At 67.1% G+C, this 21,081-nt stretch carries 19 protein-coding genes; 7 read left to right on the top strand and 12 right to left on the bottom strand.

The window, feature by feature from the left end; all coding sequences use genetic code 11:
* Positions 1 to 11 precede the first annotated feature (11 nt).
* A complete protein-coding gene (locus tag AC3ITW_RS18440; RefSeq protein ID WP_100435253.1) occupies positions 12 to 1,094 on the top strand; it encodes an HlyD family secretion protein in 1,083 nt (360 codons plus the stop codon).
* Complete coding sequence (locus AC3ITW_RS18435) at positions 1,091 to 2,503, top strand: efflux transporter outer membrane subunit (RefSeq protein ID WP_100435254.1); 1,413 nt, start codon at positions 1,091 to 1,093, stop codon at positions 2,501 to 2,503. The genes AC3ITW_RS18440 and AC3ITW_RS18435 overlap by 4 nt, the downstream gene beginning before the upstream one ends.
* Before the next feature lie 210 nt (positions 2,504 to 2,713).
* On the opposite strand, the gene AC3ITW_RS18430 is transcribed toward AC3ITW_RS18435, so the two are convergent.
* From AC3ITW_RS18430 to AC3ITW_RS18410, 5 genes are all read right to left on the bottom strand, one after another.
* Positions 2,714 to 3,052, bottom strand: a complete 339-nt coding sequence (locus AC3ITW_RS18430) for a hypothetical protein (protein WP_012512073.1) — start codon at positions 3,050 to 3,052, stop codon at positions 2,714 to 2,716.
* 77 nt (positions 3,053 to 3,129) lie between these two features.
* Complete coding sequence (locus AC3ITW_RS18425) at positions 3,130 to 4,071, bottom strand: DegV family protein (protein ID WP_006384416.1); 942 nt, start codon at positions 4,069 to 4,071, stop codon at positions 3,130 to 3,132.
* Between the two features lie 95 nt (positions 4,072 to 4,166).
* Positions 4,167 to 4,799: a 2-hydroxychromene-2-carboxylate isomerase gene (locus AC3ITW_RS18420; protein ID WP_100435255.1), complete on the bottom strand. Its 633-nt coding sequence runs from the start codon at positions 4,797 to 4,799 to the stop codon at positions 4,167 to 4,169.
* A 20-nt stretch (positions 4,800 to 4,819) separates the two neighbouring features.
* A complete protein-coding gene (locus tag AC3ITW_RS18415; protein WP_100435256.1) occupies positions 4,820 to 6,082 on the bottom strand; it encodes an amidohydrolase family protein in 1,263 nt (420 codons plus the stop codon).
* Positions 6,082 to 7,491 (bottom strand): amidohydrolase, encoded by a 1,410-nt coding sequence (locus AC3ITW_RS18410; RefSeq protein ID WP_100435257.1) that lies wholly within the window; start codon positions 7,489 to 7,491, stop codon positions 6,082 to 6,084. The genes AC3ITW_RS18415 and AC3ITW_RS18410 overlap by 1 nt, the downstream gene beginning before the upstream one ends.
* Before the next feature lie 153 nt (positions 7,492 to 7,644).
* Between AC3ITW_RS18410 and AC3ITW_RS18405 the strand changes: the two genes are divergently transcribed.
* The gene (locus AC3ITW_RS18405) at positions 7,645 to 8,421 is read left to right on the top strand and encodes an AMP nucleosidase (protein ID WP_005414446.1); all 777 of its coding nucleotides are present in this window, start codon (positions 7,645 to 7,647) and stop codon (positions 8,419 to 8,421) included.
* 43 nt (positions 8,422 to 8,464) lie between these two features.
* Positions 8,465 to 9,004 carry a DUF924 family protein gene (locus AC3ITW_RS18400; RefSeq protein ID WP_006384394.1) on the top strand — a complete coding sequence of 180 codons (540 nt, stop codon included), beginning with the start codon at positions 8,465 to 8,467 and terminating at the stop codon, positions 9,002 to 9,004.
* 77 nt (positions 9,005 to 9,081) lie between these two features.
* Here AC3ITW_RS18400 and grxD read toward each other — a convergent pair whose 3' ends face one another.
* Positions 9,082 to 10,008, bottom strand: coding sequence for a Grx4 family monothiol glutaredoxin (gene grxD, locus AC3ITW_RS18395; RefSeq protein WP_012512068.1), 927 nt, complete (start codon positions 10,006 to 10,008; stop codon positions 9,082 to 9,084).
* 59 nt (positions 10,009 to 10,067) lie between these two features.
* On the opposite strand from grxD, the gene AC3ITW_RS18390 reads away from it, so the two are divergent.
* On the top strand, positions 10,068 to 10,847 hold the full coding sequence (locus tag AC3ITW_RS18390; RefSeq protein ID WP_489389830.1) for a polysaccharide deacetylase family protein: 780 nt from the start codon (positions 10,068 to 10,070) through the stop codon (positions 10,845 to 10,847).
* A gap of 145 nt (positions 10,848 to 10,992) precedes the next feature.
* On the opposite strand, the gene AC3ITW_RS18385 is transcribed toward AC3ITW_RS18390, so the two are convergent.
* The 3 genes from AC3ITW_RS18385 to AC3ITW_RS18375 are packed head-to-tail and all read right to left on the bottom strand — an operon-like array spanning position 10,993 to position 13,612.
* On the bottom strand, positions 10,993 to 11,712 hold the full coding sequence (locus tag AC3ITW_RS18385; protein ID WP_489389829.1) for a methyltransferase domain-containing protein: 720 nt from the start codon (positions 11,710 to 11,712) through the stop codon (positions 10,993 to 10,995).
* A 4-nt stretch (positions 11,713 to 11,716) separates the two neighbouring features.
* Positions 11,717 to 12,334, bottom strand: coding sequence for an SGNH/GDSL hydrolase family protein (locus tag AC3ITW_RS18380; protein WP_489389828.1), 618 nt, complete (start codon positions 12,332 to 12,334; stop codon positions 11,717 to 11,719).
* 3 nt (positions 12,335 to 12,337) lie between these two features.
* Positions 12,338 to 13,612 (bottom strand): pyridoxal phosphate-dependent aminotransferase, encoded by a 1,275-nt coding sequence (locus AC3ITW_RS18375; protein WP_489389827.1) that lies wholly within the window; start codon positions 13,610 to 13,612, stop codon positions 12,338 to 12,340.
* A 114-nt stretch (positions 13,613 to 13,726) separates the two neighbouring features.
* On the opposite strand from AC3ITW_RS18375, the gene rsgA reads away from it, so the two are divergent.
* Positions 13,727 to 14,836: a ribosome small subunit-dependent GTPase A gene (rsgA, locus tag AC3ITW_RS18370; protein WP_489390372.1), complete on the top strand. Its 1,110-nt coding sequence runs from the start codon at positions 13,727 to 13,729 to the stop codon at positions 14,834 to 14,836.
* 228 nt (positions 14,837 to 15,064) lie between these two features.
* Entirely contained in the window at positions 15,065 to 16,318 is a 1,254-nt protein-coding gene (locus AC3ITW_RS18365; protein ID WP_012512063.1) for a flavohemoglobin expression-modulating QEGLA motif protein, read from the top strand.
* Positions 16,319 to 16,506: 188 nt separating this feature from the next.
* Here the strand turns inward: AC3ITW_RS18365 and AC3ITW_RS18360 are convergent, their stop codons facing one another.
* The 3 genes from AC3ITW_RS18360 to AC3ITW_RS18350 form a co-directional block, all read right to left on the bottom strand.
* On the bottom strand, positions 16,507 to 17,421 hold the full coding sequence (locus AC3ITW_RS18360) for an IS110 family RNA-guided transposase (protein WP_489389826.1): 915 nt from the start codon (positions 17,419 to 17,421) through the stop codon (positions 16,507 to 16,509).
* 584 nt (positions 17,422 to 18,005) lie between these two features.
* Positions 18,006 to 20,303 (bottom strand): TonB-dependent receptor, encoded by a 2,298-nt coding sequence (locus tag AC3ITW_RS18355; RefSeq protein ID WP_489389825.1) that lies wholly within the window; start codon positions 20,301 to 20,303, stop codon positions 18,006 to 18,008.
* A gap of 137 nt (positions 20,304 to 20,440) precedes the next feature.
* Positions 20,441 to 20,977: a hypothetical protein gene (locus AC3ITW_RS18350; RefSeq protein WP_100435261.1), complete on the bottom strand. Its 537-nt coding sequence runs from the start codon at positions 20,975 to 20,977 to the stop codon at positions 20,441 to 20,443.
* Between the last annotated feature and the right edge of the window lie 104 nt (positions 20,978 to 21,081).

Genomic DNA, 21,081 nt, shown 5'->3' with positions numbered 1-21,081 from the left:
GGAACCCCCTCATGACGATCAATCGAACCACTCTCAATACCGGCCTGGGCCTGGGCGTGCTGGCCCTGGCCATCGGTGCCTGGCTGCTGCTGCGCGACGGCGGTCACCAGACCACCAACAATGCCTATGTCGTTGCCGACTACACGCTGGTTGCGCCGAAGATTCCCGGCTTCGTCAGTGCCGTGGAAGTAGAGGACAACCAGTCGGTGAAGGCGGGCGACGTGCTTGCCCGCATCGACGACCGCGACTACCAGGTGGCCCTGCAGGCGGCCCGTGCCGACCTCGCCAATGCCCGCGCACAGCTGGCCAACGCGCAGGCCGCACTGGCCCAGCAGGACTCGCTGATTGAACAGGCCAGGGCCAGTGTCGATGTCAGCCGTTCCGAACTGACCCTGGCCAGCGCCGACCAGCAGCGTTACCGCGAACTGGCCCGTGATGGCGCCGGCACCGTGCAGAACGCCCAGCAGGCGCAGTCGAAGCAGGCCGTGGCCAGTGCGCATCTGCTGCAGGGCCAGGCCGCACTGTCGACCGCACGCCAGCGCACCGACATCCTCAGCGCTGGCGTGCAGGCCGCGCAGGCGGCGGTACAGCGTGCAGAAGCGGCGCAGGCGCGCGCCGAACTGGATCTGTCGCACACCGTGCTGCGCGCGCCGATCGACGGCATGGTCGGCCGCCGCGCCGTGCGCGTGGGCGCCTACCTGACACCTGGTACGCCGGTGGCTGCGGTGGTACCGCTGAAGCGCGCCTTCGTGGTCGCCAACTTCCAGGAAACGCAGATGACCCGCATGCAGGCCGGCCAGCAGGTCGAGCTGAAGGTGGACGTGTTCCCGGGCAAGCCACTGCGCGGGCACATCGACAGCATCGCACCGGCCACCGGCGTCACCTTCGCCGCCGTCGCACCGGAAAACGCCACCGGCAACTTCACCAAGGTGGTGCAGCGCATTCCGGTGAAGATCGTGCTGGAACCGGGCCAGCCACTGCTGGACCAGCTGCGTGCCGGCATGTCGGTGGAAGCCAGTGTTGACCTGGGCAGCCGCGCCCGCGCGCAGAGCGTGCAGCACAGTCCGGGCCACAAGAGCGGGGAGGGTGCATGAGCGCAGTCACCCTGTTCCGCACCTTCGTTGCGGCCAGCCTGTGCACGGCCCTGGCTGCCTGCACGATGGGTCCGGACTTCGTACGCCCGCAGGCGGAACTGCCCAGCCACTGGCAGGGTGAGGCGGTCGCCGGCAACGCCATCGACCAGGACGCGGCCTGGTGGGCCGGCTTCGACGATCCACTGCTGGCGCAGCTTGCCGGCCAGGTGCTCGCGGCCAACCTGGACCTGCAGCTGGCCGCCAACCGCGTGCAGCAGAGCCGCGCCGCACGTGGCATCACCGCCGCCGATCGCCTGCCCAGCGTCAGCGCGAGCGCCAGTGGCGTGCGTGCACGCAACAGCGAGGTGGGCCTGAATGATCCGTCCGGCAACGGCGGCCGTGATGACTACGGGCTGTTCCAGGCCGGCATCGGCCTGAGCTGGGAACTGGACCTGTGGGGGCGTGTGCGCCGCCAGGTGGAAGCGGCCGACGCACGCGTGCAGATGGCCGAGGAGGATGCACACGCGGTGCGCATCGCGCTGCTGGCGGAAACCGCGCGTGATTACCTGCAGCTGCGCGCGACGCGGCAGCTGCTGGCGATCACCGAGGACAACCTCAGCATCGCTCTCGACATGAAGCGCCTGACCGAGGCACGCCAGCAACAGGGCGTGGCCAGCACGCTGCAGGTGTCCAGCGCGTCCGCGCAGGTGGCATCGCTGCAGGCACGCATCGCGCCGCTGCGGCATCGTGAATCGCAGCTGCGCAATGCGCTGGCGTTCCTGCTGGCGCAGCCGCCGCAGGCGCTGGACGCGCAGCTGCAGGATGCACGCCGTGACTGGCCGGCGTTGCCGGCCGTAGTGGTGGGGTTGCCCAGTGAACTGGCCGAGCGTCGCCCGGACATCCGTCGTGCCGAAGCGGCACTGCACGCGGCAACGGCCGGCATCGGCGTGGCCAAGGCCAGTTTCCTGCCGCGCATCACCTTGAATGGCGACGCTGGGTTCCAGGCCAAGCAGCTGGATGATTTGGATGGCTGGAACGCGCACCGCTTCAGCATCGGCCCGTCGATCAGCGTACCGATCTTCCAGGGCGGGCGGCTGAAGGCCAACCTCGCGCTGAGCAGGCTGCAGCAGCAACAGTCGGCGCTGCAGTTCCGCCGTACCGTGCTGCAGGCCTGGCATGAAGTGGACGACGCCATCGATGGCTATGCCGCCGAGCAGCAGCGCACGGTGCAGCTGCATGTGGCGGTGGAAGAGAGCGAGAGCGCACTGGGCGCGGCGCGCCGGCAGTACCAGGCTGGCGTGGTCGACATGCTGGATGTGCTGACCACCCAGCGCATCGCGCTGGACAACCAGGCTGCACTGGCCAACAGCCAGGCCACGGCTGCGATCGCGCGGGTGGAGCTGTACCGCGCGCTGGGCGGTGGCTGGTAGGGAAATGGAAACGCCGGGCATGGCCCGGCGCTATCCATCGTGTCGGTAGCGCCGGGCCATGCCCTGCGGCTTGGTAGTTGCCAACCTTGGTTGGCAGCCGTTTGTGCAAGCGCCAACCAAGGTTGGCATCTACCAGAGCACGCCCATCGGCGCCGGGCCGATCACGACGTGCGGGCGGTAGCGCCGGGCCATGCCCGGCGGGCGGTTGCCTCAACGTACGTCGCGCAGCTCCCAATGGCTGCCGGCCAGCAGGCGCAGGCGCTGCTTGAACACGTCACTGTCGATGCGGGTGGTGGCCACCAGGTTGATGCGCAGGTCCTTCTGCTCGCCGGTCACGGTGGCATCCGGATCGGTCACGCCCCACTGCGGTTCCACCGCGTCCGGGTCAGGCTGCTTGGCCTTCCAGCGCTCGAACAGGCTGCCATTGCGCAGCGCATCCTGCAGCTCTTCGGCGAAACCGGCGGCGCCCTGCGAATGGAAGGACAGGTCAGGGTCATTGCCGCGGGCCTTGGACGGGTCGGGCAGGCTGATGTGGTACTGCGCAGGCATGGAGTTCTCCTTGAAGTGCGGGAAGACTGGCACAACCGCGGTGGAATCGATGTGCAGATCCGCGCCGCGTTGGGGCCTCACTCGAACCGATGCGGCCCATCGGCGAAGCCCACGGTGACCGCGCCCTTGCCGACATTGACCATGCCGGTCAGGCTCATCACCGATTCGTACACGGTCACGCCATGGGTGGCGCAGACCTCTTTCAGCTGTGCATAGCCGGGCAGGGTGCGCAGCTCGTCCAGCTCACCGCCGTAGCTGACGCACACCGTCGGTGTCATCAGCCCGGCGCGCACGCGCTGGCCAACCACCGCGAACAGCTTCTGCACGGCGTTGTCGAAGCCCTTGATCTTGGCCACCGGCCCGGTCTCGCCGCGGTAACCGTGCAGCACCGGCTTGATGTCCAGCGCACTGCCCAGTGCGGCGCTGAGCAGGCCGACGCTGCGATCGCCCTTGTGCCGTGCGCGCGCACGCATGTAGTACAGGTCGCGGGTGACCATGTAGCCGTGTACGTTGCCGGCCAGTTCTTCCAGCCGCTCGCGGATCTGCTGCACGCTGGCGTTGCTGTCGCGCAGGCGCACCGCTTCCACCGCGGTCACTGCCTGCGCGGCGAACAGGTTCTGGGTGTCGAGCACGCGCAGCGCGAACGGCGAGTTGTAGCCCGCTGCCTGCCGCACCGGCTTGTAGTCGTTGAGGATGGCGAAACTGGCCTGCAGCGCGTTGTCGTGGATCGGGCTGCGGGTCTTGGTGATGGTCATGCAGAACACGTGGTCGTAATCGATCACCAGCTGCTGCAGGAACAGGTCGCGGATCTGGTTGACGCTGAAGGCAATGGTTTCCGCTTCAGCACCGTGTTCGGCAACGTGCGCGTGCAGGAAGCTCAGCGTGGCCTGCTCATCGCGATGATCGGCCAGCACCGCTTCGCCGATGCGTACGGTGATCGGCAGCAGCACGATGTTGTGTTCGGCAATGAAGGCCTGCGGCAGGTCGCAGGCCGAGTCGACGACGATTCCGATGCGCATCCGCGGCTCCCCCTCCAGGGCGGTTGTAGGTTCGGAAACGTGAAATCTATCTCAAATCCCAGGCAGGCGCGCGAGGGAAACGCGCCACGCCCTGTTCAGCGACTGCGCTGCACCGCCACCGGCAGGGTGGCCAGTCGCTGCCATTCGGGCTGCCGCAGCAGGCCCGGATCGGCCAGCACCGCCGCCATCAGCGGGTGGGCGTCGTTGCCCCAGAACAGCTCCCCGTCGATGGCCAGGGTCGGCACACCGAACACGCCGGCGCTGATCGCGGCTTCGGTATTGCGCCGCAACTGCTCCTTGACCGCCGGTTCGGCGATGGCCGTGGCGACATCATCGATGCCCAGCCGGGCGCCGGGCTCGCGCAGCGCCTCGGCGCTGTCGGCGGCATTGCCGTCGCGCCAGATCCAGTCGAACAGCGCGTCCACCGCCTGCGTGCTGGCACCGGCGGCCAGGCACAGGCGCAGGGCGGACAACGGGTTGAACGGATGGCCCGGTGGGAAGCGCAGCGGCGTGCCCTCGGCCTGCGCGGTCCACAGCAGCTGGCGGTAGATGAAGCGCCGCTTGGCCGGAATCTCCGCCGGACCGAGATTGCCAAGGTGATGCAGCACCGCACCGAAGGCGATCGGCACGGTCTGGATCTGCGCGAACTGCGGCAGCTGCTTCAGCTTCTGCCAGTGCAGGTAGGAGTACGGAGAGATGAAGTCGAAGTACCAGCGCAGTGTCGCCATCGGTGTGTCCTCGTGTGCGGTCAGGGCTGCGCGTTGCGCTGCAGGTAGCGGTCACGCAGTTCGGTCTGCCGTGAGCGCATCGGCATCGCACGGCCGCCCAGCCAGACCTGCTCGGCATAGTGCGCCACGTCCAGCGGATCGCCTTCCCACAGCACCAGGTCGGCGCGCTTGCCGGGCTCGATGCTGCCGATCTGGTCGGCCACCCCGAACGCCTGTGCAGGCACCCGGGTCAGCCCGGCCAGGCCATCGGCCCACGGCAGGCCGTTGGCCACCGCGTTGCCGGCCAGCTGGCGCATCTTGCGCGCGTTGTGGGTGGCGTCGCCGCGCTGCACGAAGGAGACCGCTACGCCGGCACGCTGCAGGCGCGCAGCGTTTTCCAGGGTGGCACCGATCTGGTCGAAGCTGGCGGGCAGATTGGCCAGCACGTCGACGAACACCGGCACGTGCGCAGCGGCCAGTTCCGGGGCCACCTGCCAGGCTTCGCTGGCGCCGGCGATGGCAATCTTCACTTTCTCGCGGGCGGCCCAGCGCAGCAGCTGGCGGATGTCGGCGGCACGGTCCACTTCCACCACGATGCGGCCCTGGCCGGCCAGGTAGCGACTGAGCGTGCGGCGTCCGGCTGGCGTCAGCAGCGCGTGCGGCGAGTCCGCGGCCACCTGTCCGCGTGCTTCGTCGATCATCTGCTGCAACAGCATCCATTGCGCGGCGCGCGAATGCCCGGTCAGTTCGGAGGCTGCCGCGCCGATGCGCAGGAACAGGGCACGCGGGCCGATCGGGTCGATGCTGCCATCGAGTCGCATCACACCGCCCTGGCCGGCCACGAAGCCACCGCCGGTGGCTGCCCCCAATGCAGTGAAGCCGATGCCTTCCAGCCGCGTTACCGGAATCAGCACTGAAGCCGGGTTGTAGGCGAGGGTGACCTCGAATTCCGGCCGCAGCGGTTGCTCGCCGATCTTCAGAGAACTGTCCACCGTGCTCGATTCACCGGAAACTTCTTCGATGCCAGTCTCGGTGATGCCACCGAACAGTGCCGGTGTCAGGGGACGGCCACTGGCCTCGACCACGGTGGCGCCGGCCGGCGCCGACAGGCCGTTGCCCACCGCGCGGATGATGCCGCCCTGCACCAGCACATCGGCGTTCTGCAGGCTGCCACGCGTGCTGGCCGTATGCACGGTCGCGTTGCGCACCAGCAGGTCCTGCGCCGAGGCTGCGGTTGTCATCAACAACAGCGCAACCAAGGTAGCGCCGGGCCATGCCCGGCGACGCTTGTTCAACACGCCCATCAGCGCACCTCCTGGCCAAGCTGGAAATCGGAACGCGGCGTCGCTTGCGGCGTGCTGCGGTCGTACAGGCGCCGTCCATCGACGAAGACCTGTTCGGCCAGTGCATACGAACTGAAGGGATTGCCATTCCACACCACCACGTCGGCCATCTTGCCGGCCTCCAGGGTGCCGGTCTGGCCTTCGATGCCCAGCGCCTTGGCGGCGTTGGCGGTCATCCAGGTGATGGCATGTTCGGGCGTGATCTCCGGCATGCGTGCGCGTCGCGCGGAGGCCATCACCTTGGCGGCTTCCTGGTTCAGGCGCTGGATGCCCTCGGGTGAATCGGAGTGGACGATGGCGCAGCTGTTCTTCGGGCGGTCGACCAGCGCGATGTTCTCCGGGATACCGTCGAAGGCTTCCATCTTGAAGCCCCACCAGTCGGCCCACAACGCGCCGCAGACGCCGTCGGCGGCCAGCCGGTCGGCCAGCTTGTAGGCCTCCACGCCATGGTGGAACGCAGCGACCTTGAAGCCGAACTCCTTGGCCAGGTCGAGCATGGTGGCCATCTCGTCGGCGCGGTAGCAGTGGATGTGCACGCGGATGTCGCCTTCGATCGCACCGGCCAGGGTGTCCAGCTTGAGATCGCGCTTGCCGCCGGCATCACCGGCGCTGTCGCCCTTGTCGCTGCCGAACCAGCCCTTGCGCTTGGCCGGCTTCGGCTTGTTCTTGGCGATGTAGTCGGCGGCATCGATGAAGGCCGCGCGATAGCCGGCCACGTTGCCCATGCGCGTGGCCGGGGTCACACCCTTGCCTTCGCCGTAGACCCGCTTGGGATTCTCACCGCAGGCCATTTTCAGGCCCCAGGGCGCACCGGGGAACTTCATCGCCTGGTAGGTCACCGCGGGTACGTTCTTGAGGGTCACGCCGCGGCCCCCCACCAGGTTGGCCGAGCCCGGCAGCACCTGCATGCTGGTCACGCCGCCGGCCAGCGCGGTGGCGAAGCCCGGGTCCTGCGGCCACACCGAGTGTTCGGCCCAGACATTGGCGGTGACCGGTGCGGTCATCTCGTTGCCGTCGCTGTGCGCGCCAACACCGGGGCTGGGGTACACGCCCAGATGCGAGTGCACGTCGATCAGGCCCGGGGTCACCCACTTGCCCTGCGCGTCGATGCGGGTGATGCCGGGGTCGGCCTGCAGCTGGCGGCCGACCGCGACGATGCGACCATCGCGCAGCAGCACGTCGGCGTTGTCCAGCCGCTGGCCGGTGCCAGTCAGCACGGTAGCGTTCTGGATCAGCACTGGCGCATCGGGATGCGCCTGGTAGGTGCTGGGATAGGGATCGGCGACGAAGCGCGAGGCGCCCACTGCCGGTGCCGTGCTCAATGAAAGCAGCGCCAGTGCCACCCCGGCGCGCAACAACGTCGATGCCATGCAGTTCCCCTCGCGGCGTAGTCCAAGCCGCCGACGCTAGCCGGGCGGTGGCGTGCTTGCCAAGTGACCTTCTTCACATGGTGGCGTGCGGCTGCTCGACGGCATCGCCCGGCTGGCCGAAAATAGCCGGTCCCCCGCCGTACCGGACCGTCCATGAAGAGCAAGCAGGAAATCGTCGACAACTGGCTGCCGCGCTATACCGGCGTACCGCTGGACCAGTTCGGCCAGCACATCCTGCTGACCAACTTCGGCGGCTACCTGCATACGTTCTCGGAGCTGACCGGTGCGCCGGTCATCGGCCTGGACCGGCCGATGGCCAGTGCCACCATCGATGGCATCACCATGATCAACTTCGGCATGGGCAGTCCCAATGCCGCGATCATCATGGACCTGCTGTCGGCGGTGATGCCCAAGGCGGTGTTGTTCCTGGGCAAGTGCGGCGGCCTCAAGCGCAAGAACCAGCTGGGCGACCTGGTGCTCCCGATCGCGGCGATCCGCGGCGAGGGCACCTCGGGCGACTACCTGCCACCGGAAGTACCGGCGCTGCCGGCCTTCGCGCTGCAGCGTGCGGTTTCGACCATGATCCGCGACCTCGGCCACGATTACTGGACCGGCACCGTCTACACCACCAACCGCCGGGTCTGGGAGCACGACGAGGCCTTCAAGGAGCGGCTGCGGGCAATGCGCTGCATGGCCATCGACATGGAAACGGCTACGGTGTTCGCCGCCGGCTTCGCCAACCACATCCCCAGCGGCGCGCTGCTGCTGGTTTCGGACCAGCCGATGATCCCGGACGGGGTCAAGACCGAGGCCTCCGATGCCAAGGTCAGCTCCCAGTTCGTGGAAAACCATATCCAGATCGGCATCGAGGCGCTTAAGCTTATCCGGCGCAACGGCAAGTCGGTCCGCCACCTGCGCTTCGACGAATGATGATGAAGGCCGGACGCGGGGCGTCCGGGCCTGGGAGTAGGTAATGGACGTTGCCGCGCAAGTGGTGGAATTCTGGAAGGAGGCGGGCCCTGCGAAGTGGTTCGCCCGCGACGACGCGTTCGACGCGCAGTTCCGCCAGTTGTTTCTGGATGAGCATTTCGCAGCGGCTTCGCGCGGGCGCGAGCATTGGTTGGGCAGTGCCGAAGGGGCGCTGGCCCTGATGCTGCTGCTGGACCAGTTCCCGCGCAACTGCTTCCGTGGTACCGCGCATTCCTATGCGACCGACGGCCTGGCGCGGCATTACGCCATGCGTGCCATCGAGGAAGGCCTGGACCTGCAGCTGGTGCCCAAGCTGCGCGCCTTCATCTACCTGCCGTTCGAGCACTCCGAGGATCCGCTGGACCAGGACCGCTCGGTGGCGATGTTCGACGTGCTGGGTGACAAGGAATACCTGCAGTACGCCGAACTGCACCGCGACATCATCCGCCGCTTCGGTCGCTTCCCGCATCGCAACGCCGTGCTGGGCCGCATCCCCACGCCGGAAGAACTGGATTACCTGGCCGAAGGCGGGTTCGCCGGCTAAGAAAAAGGGGACGGAGGGGATTAAGTCGTTTGAGGCACAAACGACTTAATCCCCTCCGTCCCCTTTTTCAGTGCCGATCAGTACTTCGGCACGCCGTTGTCCACGTCTTCCGACCAGGCGTTGATGCCGCCGGTGACGTTGAACACCTTGGTGAAGCCCAGGGCGCGGAACTGCTCGGCGGCCTGCGCGCTGCGGCCGCCGTGGTGGCACATGAAGGCCAGCGCAGTGTCCTTGGGCAGGGCTTCCAGCTCGGCGCGGCCGTTGCCGTCGAAGCTCTTGAACGGCACGCCGACCGCGGCGATGGCGCGCTCGTCGGCCGGGCGCACGTCCACCAGGGTGATGTTGCCGGCACGCACCAGGTCGTCGGCATCACGCACGCTGATTTCCTGTACCGGCTTGGGCGCGTTCGGGTTGTCGATCGCCAGGCCCTTGCCGCGGATGTCGTCCACCCAGTCGATGGTGATGCCATTGGCGCGACGGGCGCTGGCCAGGTCGAACTGCACGCGCAGGCCGTTGGACTCGGCGGCGATCGCGCCTTCGTCGTGCGGGGCCAGCTGGAAGTTCGGCTGGAAGCCGGCGTCGATGCTCAGCTGCAGGGCGGCGCCCGGGGCGTCGGCCAACGCGCCCTTGAGCATTTCCACGGCGGCCGGAGTGACGGTGATGCTCGGCGGGGTGCGGTCCGGTGCGGCCAGGCCGAGCACGCTGCTCAGCTCGCCACTGGCGGCCATCTGCAGCACGATGTCGCTGCCGCCGACCAGTTCGCCGTCGATGTACAGCTGCGGGATCGTCGGCCAGTCGCCATAGGCCTTGATGCCCTCACGGATTTCCTGGTCGGCCAGCACGTTGACATGGGCGAACTCGACGCCGAGGTCCTGCAGGGCGCCCACGGCCTTGGCCGAGAAACCACACTGCGGCATCGACGGCTGGCCCTTCATGAACAGCACGACGCGGTTGTCGTTGAGGATGGTTTCGATGCGCGAACGCAGGGCGGGATCGAGGGACATGGACGTCGGGGTTCCGGGAATTCGAATCGCCAATTCTAACCCCCATGGCATCATGGGGGATGAGCAACACAGGAACATTGCATCGCATCCCGGCCCGCCCCTGGCGCTGGCTGCCTTGGCTGGTGGCGTCGCAGCTGGTCGTGATCCTGGTATGGGGGCTGGCCGGTTGGTATTGGGGCCTGCCGCTGATGGTGGCCAGCCATGCGCTGTTCATGGTGCCGGTGTTCCTGCCCAACAGCCGCTTCTATGCGCCGGTGCTGAGCCGGGTTCCGGATGCTGGCAACACGGTCTGGCTCACCATTGATGACGGTCCTGGCCCGGAAACCCGTGCCGTGCTTGACCTGCTGGACCGCCACCAGGCACGTGCAACCTTCTTCCTGGTGGGGGAACGAGCGCTGGCGCAGCCGGAACTGGTGACCGAGATCCTGCGACGTGGCCACGACCTCGGCAATCACAGCCACAGCCACCCGCAGGCGCGCTTCTGGCGGCTGGGCCCGGCCGCAATGCGCGCCGAGATCGAGGGCTGCCAGCACGCATTGCAGGCGCTGGGTGGCCAGCCGGTGCGCTGGTACCGCTCGGTGGTGGGCATGACCAATCCGTTCGTGGCGCCGGTGCTGCAGCGATTGGGGCTGGTCCGGGTGGGCTGGAGCGCGCGCGGCTTCGACGGGGTCGGCTGCACGCCGGACGGCGTGCTGGCACGGCTGCTGCCTGACCTGCGCCCGGGTGCCATCGTGCTGCTGCATGAAGGTGCTGCGCACGGCCACAACCTGGAGATCATCGAGCGCGTGCTGCAGGCGCTGGATGAGCGTGGGTTGAAGGCGCAGCTGCCGACCCTGTAACCGCGGGTTCTGGTCGCTTGAGGGAGCCGAGCATGGGCTCGGCTCTACAAGGGCTGGCGATCATCCTGTAGCGCCCGAGCCGATGCTCGGGCGGCGGTGCGCAGCACCGGAAGACGTCGCAGGGCAGCCGAGCATGGGCTCGGCTCTACAACGCAGGGCGTTTGGCGACCAGCAGCCAGCTGTTGAAGGGGGTACGCCCGTGCAGCGGCCGGGGCGACGTCACCTGCAATCCGGCCTCGATCAATGTCGCCTGCAGCACCTGCGGATCCGGATAGTGGCGCGGTCGCGTGCCCATCCAGCCGACCAGCCAGGCCAGCCTGTCCGCCACCCGCGTGGTGCGGTCGCGGCCATCGCCGGTGGCCAGCGGTGTACGCAGCAGCAGGCAGCCGCCGTGGGCCACCTGCGCGCTGGCCGCGCGCAGCAGGGCCTGCTGTGGGCCCGCATCCAGGTACTGAAGCACATCCAGCAGCAGGACGTGCCCGGCCTGCGCCGGCAGCGGCGCCTGTACATCCAGGCAGTCGAAGTGCACATCGTGCAGGTGGGCGGCGGCGCGTTGCGCGCGGGTGATCTTGCCGGCATCCACGTCCACCCCCAGATAGCGCTGGCTGCCGCCGCGCTGGCGCAGCACATGGGCGAACAGGCCCAGCCCGCAACCGAGGTCCAGCAGCGGCTGCCCGTCGTCAGGCAGATGCTGCAGCACGCCGTCGTACAACGGGTCGCTGCCGAGCTTGCCGCGGGTGTAGTAGTAGTCGCGGCGGCTGCCCCAGGCCTGTGCTGGGCGGAACGCCTCGGCGATCGCGCGGGCCTGCGGGGCGGTCAGGGGCGTGCAGGGCAGGGGCGGGCCGTTCCGTGGCGTGCCGTCCATCGCCTCAGTCCGTGCCGCCAAGCAGGTGCGCCACCACCGGCAGGGCGCGCGCGCTCCACAGCGCGTACATCCGCGCCGAAGGATGCAGGCCGTCCTCGGCAATCATCGTCGGGTCTTCGCCCTGCGCGCGGCTGATATCGGTGATATCGACGAAGGCCACGCCCAGCCGGGTGCTGATCACCTCGGCGGCCGCGTTGAACTCGTCGGTCTCGATCTCGATCGCGGCCAGGTCACGGCCACTACCGGCGCCGAACGGGGTTGCGCCCCAGTCGGGGAAGGACAGCACCAATACACGCTCGGGGAGACCACCGGCAAAGCCGATCGCACGTTGCAGCAGCGCCTGGAACTGGACGCGGTATTCGTCCAGCGGTCGGCCGCGGTACTGGTTGTTGACGCCGATCAGCAGGCTGACGAAATCGAACGGGCCCTGCGGCGCGGCTGCGTCGATGCCGGCGTCGAGCTCATCGGTGGTCCAGCCGGTGGTGGCGATGGTCTGTGGCTCGGCCAGGTCCACGCCCTGCGCGCGCAGGGCGGCGGCCAGCTGGTGCGGCCAGCGGCCTTCGACCGCCACCGCTTCACCGATCGTGTACGAATCGCCCAGCGCCAGGTAGGACAGCGCCACGGCTCAGGCGACCGAGCGGCGTGGCTTCAGTGGCACGACCTTGGTCGCGTCCTCGGCACGGCGGGCCAGCACGCGGTCGATGCGCGCGAACACATCGCGCATCACCGAGGCTTCCGGCAGCAGGGTCACGCGGAAATGATGGCGGTAGGGCACGTTGAAACTGGAGCCAGGCACCACCAGCACGCCTTCGTTGTTCATCAGGTCCAGCGCGAAATTGTGGTCGTCGAAGCCCTTGGCGGCGGCGCCGACCACGGCCGGGAACGCATAGAGCGCACCGGCCGGGGCGACCAGCGACAGGTGCTCGCTGGCTTCGCAGGCTTCGATCACCGCGCGGCGGGTTTCATACAGGCGGCCACCCGGGGTGCACAGCTCGGATATGGTGTCCGGGCCATTCACCGCGGCATCGATGGCGTACTGGCCCGGCACGTTGGCGCACAGGCGCAGCGCACCGAGCAGGTCCAGTGCGGCGCGGAAGTCACCCAAGCGCGCATCGTCGCCGCTGAGGTGGGCCCAGCCCACGCGCCAGCCGCAGGCGCGGTGCACCTTGCTCAAGCCACTGAAGGTCAGGCACGGGTGGTCGCCGGCCAGCGGCGCGACCGGCTGGAACACCGCGTCGTCGTACAGGATCTGGTCGTAGATCTCGTCGACCAGCAGCAGCAGGTTGTGGCGGCGCGCGATCTCGACCACGCGTTCCAGCAGCTCGCGCGGGTAGCTGGCGCCGCTGGGATTGTTCGGGTTGATCAGCACGATGGCGCGGGTGCGCGAGGACACCAGCGTCTCGATCTCGCTCGGGTCCGGCTGGAAGCCGTTCTCGGCGGCGCAGCGGTAGTACACCGGGCGGCCGTCGTTGAGGATGGTCGAGGCCGACCACAGCGGGTAGTCCGGCGAGGGCACCAGCACCTCGTCGCCCGGATTGAGCAACGCCCGCAGCGACAGGTCGATCAGCTCGCTGACGCCGTTGCCGACGAACACGCGGTCCGGATGTGCATCGGGCGCACCGCGACGGGCGTAGTAGGCGGCGATGGCTTCGCGCGCCACCGGCAGGCCCTGCTGGTGGGTATAGGGGTCGGTGCGGCCCATGTCATCGGCGATGGCGCGCTGAAGGTGTTCCGGTGCACGGAAGCCGAACGCACCGGGGTTGCCGATGTTGAGCTTGATCAGCTTGCGGCCCTGCGCTTCCAGCTCCCGCGCTCGCCGTGCCAGTTCTCCGCGGATTTCGTAGCGCACTTCGGAGAGGCGCTCGCGGATGACCAGGGGCTTGGGCGAGTTGGTGGACATGGGAGCTGGGCCGTCAAAAGGCATGGGGCTTCCATCCTACCGGAATTGCTGCAATGCATGGCAAGGGCTCCGGGCCCGTCATTGCTGGGCTGGCAGGGCGCCGGCACAGGTAGAATGGCGGCGATGACCCAGACCCCCGATTTCATCGCCCTGCAGACCATTGGCTGGCCCTGGCCGGGCCCGGCGCAGCAGGCCGACTGGCAGGCCGCGATGGCCGCACATCCGCAGGCCCGCCCGGCAAGGGTGATCGAACAGCACCGCACCCACTACGTGGTGGCCGATGGCCCGGATGCGTCGATCAAGGCCGAGTCGCTGCCGGAATGGCAGCGCCCGCGCTTCCCCAGCCATGAACGGCCAGCGGTGGGTGACTGGGTGCTGCTCGATGGCATCCGCATCGTCGCCCTGCTGCCGCGGCGTACCGCGATCAAGCGCGGTGCGGCCGGCGAGCATTACCACCAGCAGGTGATCGCCGCCAACATCGATACGGTGTTCATCGTCTGTGGCCTGGATGCCGACTTCAATCCGCGCCGCATCGAACGCTACCTGCTGCTGGTCGGTGGTGGCGGTGCAGAACCGGTGGTGGTGCTGACCAAGGCCGACCAGACCGAGTACAGCGAGGATGCGCTGGCGGTGCTGGAAGAGCTGGAGATGCAGGGCATCGCGCTGCATGCGATCAACGGCCTGGATGCCGACAGCGTGGCGGTGCTGCAGCCGTGGCTGGGCCCGGGCCGCACGGTGGTGCTGGTCGGTTCCTCCGGTGCCGGCAAGTCCACGCTGACCAACACCCTGCTGGGCGAGCAGCGGATGAAGACCAGCGCGGTGCGCGCCAACGATTCGCGCGGACGCCACACCACCACGCACCGCGCGCTGATGCCGCTGCCGACCGGCGCCTGCCTGATCGACACCCCGGGCATGCGCGAGCTGAAGCCGACCGGCGAAGAAACGCTGTCCGAGGGTGGGTTCGCGGACATCGAAGCGCTGGCCGCACAGTGCCGTTTCAACGACTGCAAGCACCAGCAGGAGCCGGGCTGTGCCGTGCGTGCAGCGATCGAGGCTGGCGAGATTGAAGAGAGCCGGCTGCTGAACTACTTCAAGCTGAAGGAAGAAGTGGCCGCCGCCGCCGCCAAGCTGGCGGTCCGCCAGGCCGAAACCGCGCAGGAACGTGGCGGCAAGAAGGGCAAGGGCCAGCAGTTCCGCCCGGCCGGCAAGCCGCGCAGGCGCTGATCGGTATCGCGGGGTCGGATCCCATTGCACCGCAATGGGCTCTGACCCCTGCAATGAAACCCGCCTCTGCCTGCTTCGGGTGGATGCCAACTGCCCGCTCCTGGTAGGTGCCAACCTTGGTTGGCACGGATGTATCCGAAGCCCGCCTTCGGCGGATGCCAACCAAGGTTGGCAGCTACCCGATCCATTGCACCTACCAACGTGCGGGCAGGGCGCTATAGTCCGCGCATGGAACCGACTGCGACGCTGGACCGTGACGTGGCCCACCATGCAGCGCTCGATGCGCGCCTGGTCGAGGCCGTGGGAGGCATCCGCCTGCTGGGCCTGACCAGCTGGCCGGCGACGCTGCAGGCACCGTTCCTGGCCAGCGTGGCACGCGGCCAGCCGGTACTGCCGAAGGTGGACTACCCGAAGCTGGATTTCAGCGAGGAACGTCGTGCGCTGGCCGCGATTGCCGCCGACTGCGACGACAGCCATCCACTGGGTCACTACGTGCGGCAGTCAGCGCAGAGCTGGGATCTGGCTGCGCAGCTGCTGGAAGGACTGGGCACCGCCGCCGTCGACCGTTGCTCGGTGCAGCTTTTCGGTGCGCCCGAGCAGCCGCTGCCGGGAAATGGCCCAAGTACGCGTGAGGCTGCACGCCACTTCATCCAGATCGCCGCCGAACTGGACCACGAACTGCTGGCGCCGGAAGAACAGGTGCCGGTCTCGGCCATCGCCCTGCAACTGCAGCTGCAGAACGATCTGGACGCGTTCTTTGAATCGCGCATCATCCAGGTGCAGCTGGACCCGGAGCTGGTGTCCAAGGCCGCCGCCGGCCCGACCCGCATCCGCCTGCGCACCAGTGCACGCTTCAGCGCCTACGACCGCGCACAGCTGTTCCACCATGAAGCATTGGTGCATTCGCTGACCGCCCTGAACGGCCGCGAGCAGCCGGTGCTGCCGAGCCTGGCACTGTCCTCGCCGCGGGTGACGGCCACCCAGGAAGGGCTGGCCACCTTCGCCGAGCAGATCACCGGCAGCATCGACATCGAGCGCCTGAAACGCATCAGCCTGCGTACTGAAGCGATTGCCATGGCACGCGAAGGCGCCGATTTCATCGAAGTGTTCCGCTATTTCTGCGATGCCGGGCAGAACGCTGAAGAAAGTTTCGCTTCGGCGCAGCGCGTGTTCCGTGGGGTACCGCCGAGTGGCGGCCTGGCGTTCACCAAGGACACGGTGTACCTGCGCGGCCTGGTGTCGGTGCACACGTTCTTCCGCCACATGCTGGCCGAGGACCGGTTGCAGGTCTGCCGCTGGTTGTTTGCCGGCAAGATGAGCCTGACCGACGCGATTGCGTTCGCGCCGTTGTTCGAGTCCGGTGTATTGAAGCCACCGCGTTGGCTGCCGCACTGGGTGAGCCGGGCGAACGGCCTGGCCGGCATGCTGGCGTTCTCGCTGTTCGCCAACCGGATACGGATGGACCAGCTGGCGCCGGAATGAAATGCGTTGGCGGCTTGTGGCGTCTTGATTGATATCGGAGAGAGCGGGGGGCTTGCGCTGGCCAGGACACGCCGCAAGTACGTCCCTGTAGCAACTGTGTTGCTGGAGAGTCTCAGGCCCGTCAGGTAAACGGGCACGGTAGTGCCGGCCGCTGGCCGGCAGCCTTTGGTCTTTCGCCCTGGCTCGCCTCAGGCGGGGACTAGCCCGCTTTCAGCGTCGCGCACACGGGCGTTGAGGATGACCAGCATCTTCCGCATCACTGCCACGATGGCCACCTTGCCTTCCTTGCCGCGGGCTCGTAGCGACTGGTAAAAATCGCGCAGCCGAGGTTCATGCCGCATGGCCGACATTGCCGCCATGTAGAGCACTTGCCGGATTTCGGCTCTTCCACCGTGGATGCTTCGTTTTCCTCTCATCGTGCCGCTGTCGTGGGACATCGGGGCTACCCCGACCAGGCTGGCGATGCGCTTGCCAGTGATCCTGCCAAGCTCTGGCAGATAGCTGGCTAGAACTGCCTGCAGCACAGGCCCTACGCCCTTCATCGACTTCAGCATCTTCAGTTGAGGCTGCTGACCAACCTGCTCGACGATCTGCTTGCCCAGACGCTCAACCAACGTTTGTAGGCGGGTGATGTTGCCTTGCAGTAGTCGGCGCAGTTCACGATCAAGCACCATTTCCTGCTGCTGCCGCGCGATGGTCAGGGCGTCCATCGCCTGCCGACGTGCCCGAACGAACTCCCGCATCTTCTGCTGCCAAGACTGCAGCGGCTGATAGGGAGGCAGCTTCACCAGGGCGGCCATCTGCGCCAACGCGTAGGCATCCAAACGGTCGGTTTTGGCAATCTGACCCAGACCCTGAGCCAGTTTCCGGGCGCGCAAGGCATTGGCACGGACCACCGGATGACCGGCCTTGTGCAGGAAATCCAGCACAGGCTGCTCATAGCCACCTGTGGCTTCAAGCACGATCTGGCTGGTCGGACGCTTCTTCAGCCAAACATCCAGTTCAGAAAACCCGGAGCGGTTGTTGCCGACCTGCAGGGTTTCTCCGTCCGTCGTACCGATATCCAGCTGACGCTTGCTGACATCAATCCCGATCCCGTTCATCACCTGACTCCGTATAGTCTGGAAGGGTCGAGAGCTCCCCCGCTTGCCCAGTCTTATCGCTTCGAGTGGTCGCTCCAGCAACTGTTCGGGCGGATCAAGGGAGATTCCGGCGTGGGCGCCAAGCTACATGGCGATCGTCGCGATCCTGGTTACGGATCGTCGAGATCTAGGCTCGCACGGCGGCCCACGCCGGCTCTCGACGCCTACGCTGCCAGATTCCGATCAGATAAGGCTCGGCCACGGCATCCATGCCGTGGACGGTCCTGGCCAGCGCAAGCCCCCCGCTCCAGACAATTTCCTGCGAGACGGCCAGCAATCCACCAGAGGGATTGTGTTTGAAGAGCTTGAAAAGCAAAGAGCCGGGCAGTGCCCGGCTCTTTGCTTTTGCTTTTGCTCTTGCTTTCAATTGCCTCCGCGCCGGCGCGGGGAACTGTCCAGCGTGGGTAGGCAGGCCCATGCAGGACCGTGAGGCGCATGGATGCGCCGATCGAGCCCCCATGGATGGGTTTACGGCGTGTCCTGCATGGGCCTGCCTACCCACGCCATGCAGGAACAATCAACGCGCCGCAGCGCCCGCTTTCGATTTAGAACTCCGCCGCCACCGTCATGAACAGCTGCCGCGGCGCACTCGCATGGATCGCATAGCGCGTGCCCTTCGGATCGGTCGGTGCGAACGAGCTCAGCTGGCCGGCGTAGCGCTTGTTGGTCAGGTTGGTCGCGTTCAACGACACCCGCACATTGCGCAGGCCCAGGCCCGGGCCGAAGTCGTAGCCCGCACCGGCGTCGAAGGTGGTCACGCCAGGCACTGACTGGTCGTTGGTGTAGGTGTAGTAACGCTTGCCGGTGTACTTGGCACGCAGGCTGGCGAAGAAGCCATCGCGGTTCCAGCTGATCTCACTGGACGCCATGTGCTGCGGCGTATCCACGGTGATCTTGCCGGCCACCGGCACCACCGCGCCGCCGGACAGGTAGTCGTCCTCGTAGGTGGTCTTGTTCCAGGACAGCGCGTTGTACCACTGCAGGCCGTCGATCGGCTTGAGGATGAAGGTCAGCTCCGCGCCGTGGCTCTTCACCGAACCGACGTTGATGAAGCGGGTCACGCACTCCGGACGCGTGCCGACTTCGATGCTCGAGCACGGGTTCAGCGACAGCAGGCGGTTGTCGAACTTCACGTTGTAGGCCGCGATCGACGCCTGGTACTTCTCACCGAAAGTACGGAAACCGGCTTCCAGGCTCTTCGACTTCTCCGGCTCCAGGCCGGCGCTGGCCGCGAACGATTCCGGCGACACCTGCAGCGGGCCGCCGCTGCCACCGCCGACGAAGGCAGCGATGTTTTCGGCATACGAGGCGAACAGCTCGTTGTTGGCGTTGAGCTTGAAGCCCAGGCCCAGCTGCGGCAGCACCGATTCCTTGGCAGTCAGCGTGCCTGAGGCGATGCTGGTTTCCACGCCCGGGTTGGCGGTGGCGCGCATGCGGGTGTTCGGGCTCTTGATGCCCACGTCCACGGTCAGGCGCTGGTCCAGGAAGCGCATGCGGTCCTGCACGTAGAACTGGCGCGTGCGGATGTCGAAGTCCTGGTTGAACAGCAGGCGGTCCGGGTTCTTCAAGTACAGGTCGTCCAGGAACGGACCGCTGATGTAGTAGAAGTTGCGCGAGACGTTATGGTCGTTCTGCTCGTACCACAGGCCGGCTTCCAGTTCGTGGATGCCCACCGTCCACGACAGCGCGGCGGTCAGGCCGTCGCGGTTGATCGTGTAGTTGGTGCTGCGGATCGAGATCGGCAGCATCTTGTCGGTGCCGGGGTAGGACGGCTGGCCCGGTGCCCACCAGTGGCCCTGGCCACGGTTGTCGTGGTGGTAGGCCAGCAGCTTCAGGCGGCCCTGCTCGCCCAGACGCAGGTCGGCATCGATCGAGTACAGGTTGTCGTCACGCAGTGCACGGCTCTGGTAGTACGCATCGTCGATGCTGTTGACGCCACCGCTGAACTTGCACTTGCTGCGGTCCAGCGTGCCCGGCGCGCAGTACGCGGCAGCCACTGCGCGGTCCCAGTCCGGCGCGTAGATGTTCCAGTCATAGCCCAGGCCGCGCGCCAGCATGTCCTTGGACAGGTAAGCGTAGTTGGCCTGGCTGGCACGCGATGTCGCGACGAATGCACCGAAACGATGGTCGCCGACGTTCCACACCGCCTTTGCGTTGAACTGGCGGGTGGTCTGGTTCTGGTACGGCGCGGCCCACATGTCCTGGTCCTGGTGCACGCCGGACACATAGGCCGAGAAGCCGTTGATGTCGCCGGTATCCACGCGCAGGTAGCCACGGCGCTGGCTGTTGTCGCCAACGGTGACGCTGGCGCGACCGCCGAACTCGGTGGAGGGGTCCATCGAGAAGTACTGGATGGTGCCGCCCAGGTTGCTGGTCGAGGCCACACCCAGCGAGCCGATGCCCTGCGACAGCTCGGCGCCGGCCAGGTTCTCGGCGATCAGTGCACGGGCGATGCTCAGGCCGTTGTAGTTGCCGTAGCTGTTGTCACCCAGCGGGATGCCGTCCAGCGTGTAGCCGAGGCGACTCTTGTCGAAGCCGCGCAGGCTGATGGTCTGCGACTCCTCGTTGGCACCGAAGGCATCGTTGGACTGCACCGACACACCTGGCAGGCGGTCGAGAATCTTCTGGCCGCTCGTGCCCGGCGGCAGTACCTGCTTGTCCACCGTGGTGATGCGCTGTACCTGGCGGGTCTCGCCCTGGCCGATCACGGAGACAGTATCCAACGTCTGTGCGCTCAGCGCGGCATCGGTGCTGGCGCCGGTATCGGCGGCAGAGGCGGCATGGGCGCTGGCGGCGGCGGAGAGCGCGATCGTCACGGCGATCGTCAGGTGTCGGGTCTGCATGGTGGTCCGTTGCATTGGGGGTGGTCACCGGCACGGATGCGCGGCGCATGGCCACTATGCGAACGGAACATGAAACCTTCTTTACGAAAAACCAACGAACAGTGCAGGGCAGTGGTGCGTGTCCTGCAACATTCCTGTCACGGCGGCGGTGCATCTGCCGGTTTGAGGATCACCTGCGCGACGCACGCGTGATGCAATCCGGGGAAGAGGTAGCTCATCCATCGGTCCGGGGACGGGTAGCTCAGCGTCAATGCCTGTTCGGGGGCATGGCCTGAAGGAGGAAGCACGAGCGCTGGCGCGATCTGGCGCTGGACGATCTGCCGACGCGTAACGCAGGCGCCCCCGACATCCAGGCGCACGGAGTGCACGTGCTGGTGATCGGCCTGCAGCAGGACCACGCCGCCGGTGATCTGGAGCGGTGGCGACAGGGCCACCGGTGGCAGCGTGATGCCCGGCAATGCATAAGGTGTTTCGATGACGGCCGCTGTCGCCGGCAGCATGGCGCGAAGGTCTTCCAGTTGCGCCGCGCGGGGCAACGGTTTGCCCCAGCTGAGGGTCAGTTCGAGCAGACGATCAGCCTGCACGTCGTCAGCCATCGGCAACTGGTCGGGTGCGGCGGCCGCACACAGTGCAGGCAGCACGATCGCAAGGCTTCCCCACCACAGGTGCTGCATGGGCGAACTCCCGGTACGCGGATGCTGTCGGTATAGCACGCACCGGGTACAGGTAGAAAAAAGGGGCCGGATCACCCTCGCAAGCGAAGGTTCACCGGCCCCGC

The sequence above is a fragment of the Stenotrophomonas sp. KH_052 genome (assembly GCF_057838755.1).
Note: the sequence above shows the minus strand (reverse complement) of the source record. Positions and strands in the feature narration are given on the sequence as shown.

What these genes read in the sequence shown, in the direction of transcription:
- AC3ITW_RS18400 (WP_006384394.1), top strand. Translation starts at nt 8,465, where the DNA reads ATGGACGTTGCCGCGCAAGTGGTGGAATTCTGGAAGGAGGCGGGCCCT.
- AC3ITW_RS18390 (WP_489389830.1), top strand. Translation starts at nt 10,068, where the DNA reads ATGAGCAACACAGGAACATTGCATCGCATCCCGGCCCGCCCCTGGCGC.
- AC3ITW_RS18420 (WP_100435255.1), bottom strand. Translation starts at nt 4,799, where the DNA reads ATGGCGACACTGCGCTGGTACTTCGACTTCATCTCTCCGTACTCCTAC.
- rsgA (WP_489390372.1), top strand. Translation starts at nt 13,727, where the DNA reads ATGGCGGCGATGACCCAGACCCCCGATTTCATCGCCCTGCAGACCATT.
- AC3ITW_RS18365 (WP_012512063.1), top strand. Translation starts at nt 15,065, where the DNA reads ATGGAACCGACTGCGACGCTGGACCGTGACGTGGCCCACCATGCAGCG.
- AC3ITW_RS18350 (WP_100435261.1), bottom strand. Translation starts at nt 20,977, where the DNA reads ATGCAGCACCTGTGGTGGGGAAGCCTTGCGATCGTGCTGCCTGCACTG.
- AC3ITW_RS18435 (WP_100435254.1), top strand. Translation starts at nt 1,091, where the DNA reads ATGAGCGCAGTCACCCTGTTCCGCACCTTCGTTGCGGCCAGCCTGTGC.
- AC3ITW_RS18405 (WP_005414446.1), top strand. Translation starts at nt 7,645, where the DNA reads ATGAAGAGCAAGCAGGAAATCGTCGACAACTGGCTGCCGCGCTATACC.
- AC3ITW_RS18355 (WP_489389825.1), bottom strand. Translation starts at nt 20,303, where the DNA reads ATGCAGACCCGACACCTGACGATCGCCGTGACGATCGCGCTCTCCGCC.
- AC3ITW_RS18425 (WP_006384416.1), bottom strand. Translation starts at nt 4,071, where the DNA reads ATGCGCATCGGAATCGTCGTCGACTCGGCCTGCGACCTGCCGCAGGCC.
- AC3ITW_RS18360 (WP_489389826.1), bottom strand. Translation starts at nt 17,421, where the DNA reads ATGAACGGGATCGGGATTGATGTCAGCAAGCGTCAGCTGGATATCGGT.
- AC3ITW_RS18415 (WP_100435256.1), bottom strand. Translation starts at nt 6,082, where the DNA reads ATGGGCGTGTTGAACAAGCGTCGCCGGGCATGGCCCGGCGCTACCTTG.
- AC3ITW_RS18430 (WP_012512073.1), bottom strand. Translation starts at nt 3,052, where the DNA reads ATGCCTGCGCAGTACCACATCAGCCTGCCCGACCCGTCCAAGGCCCGC.
- AC3ITW_RS18375 (WP_489389827.1), bottom strand. Translation starts at nt 13,612, where the DNA reads ATGTCCACCAACTCGCCCAAGCCCCTGGTCATCCGCGAGCGCCTCTCC.
- AC3ITW_RS18410 (WP_100435257.1), bottom strand. Translation starts at nt 7,491, where the DNA reads ATGGCATCGACGTTGTTGCGCGCCGGGGTGGCACTGGCGCTGCTTTCA.
- AC3ITW_RS18385 (WP_489389829.1), bottom strand. Translation starts at nt 11,712, where the DNA reads ATGGACGGCACGCCACGGAACGGCCCGCCCCTGCCCTGCACGCCCCTG.
- AC3ITW_RS18440 (WP_100435253.1), top strand. Translation starts at nt 12, where the DNA reads ATGACGATCAATCGAACCACTCTCAATACCGGCCTGGGCCTGGGCGTG.
- grxD (WP_012512068.1), bottom strand. Translation starts at nt 10,008, where the DNA reads ATGTCCCTCGATCCCGCCCTGCGTTCGCGCATCGAAACCATCCTCAAC.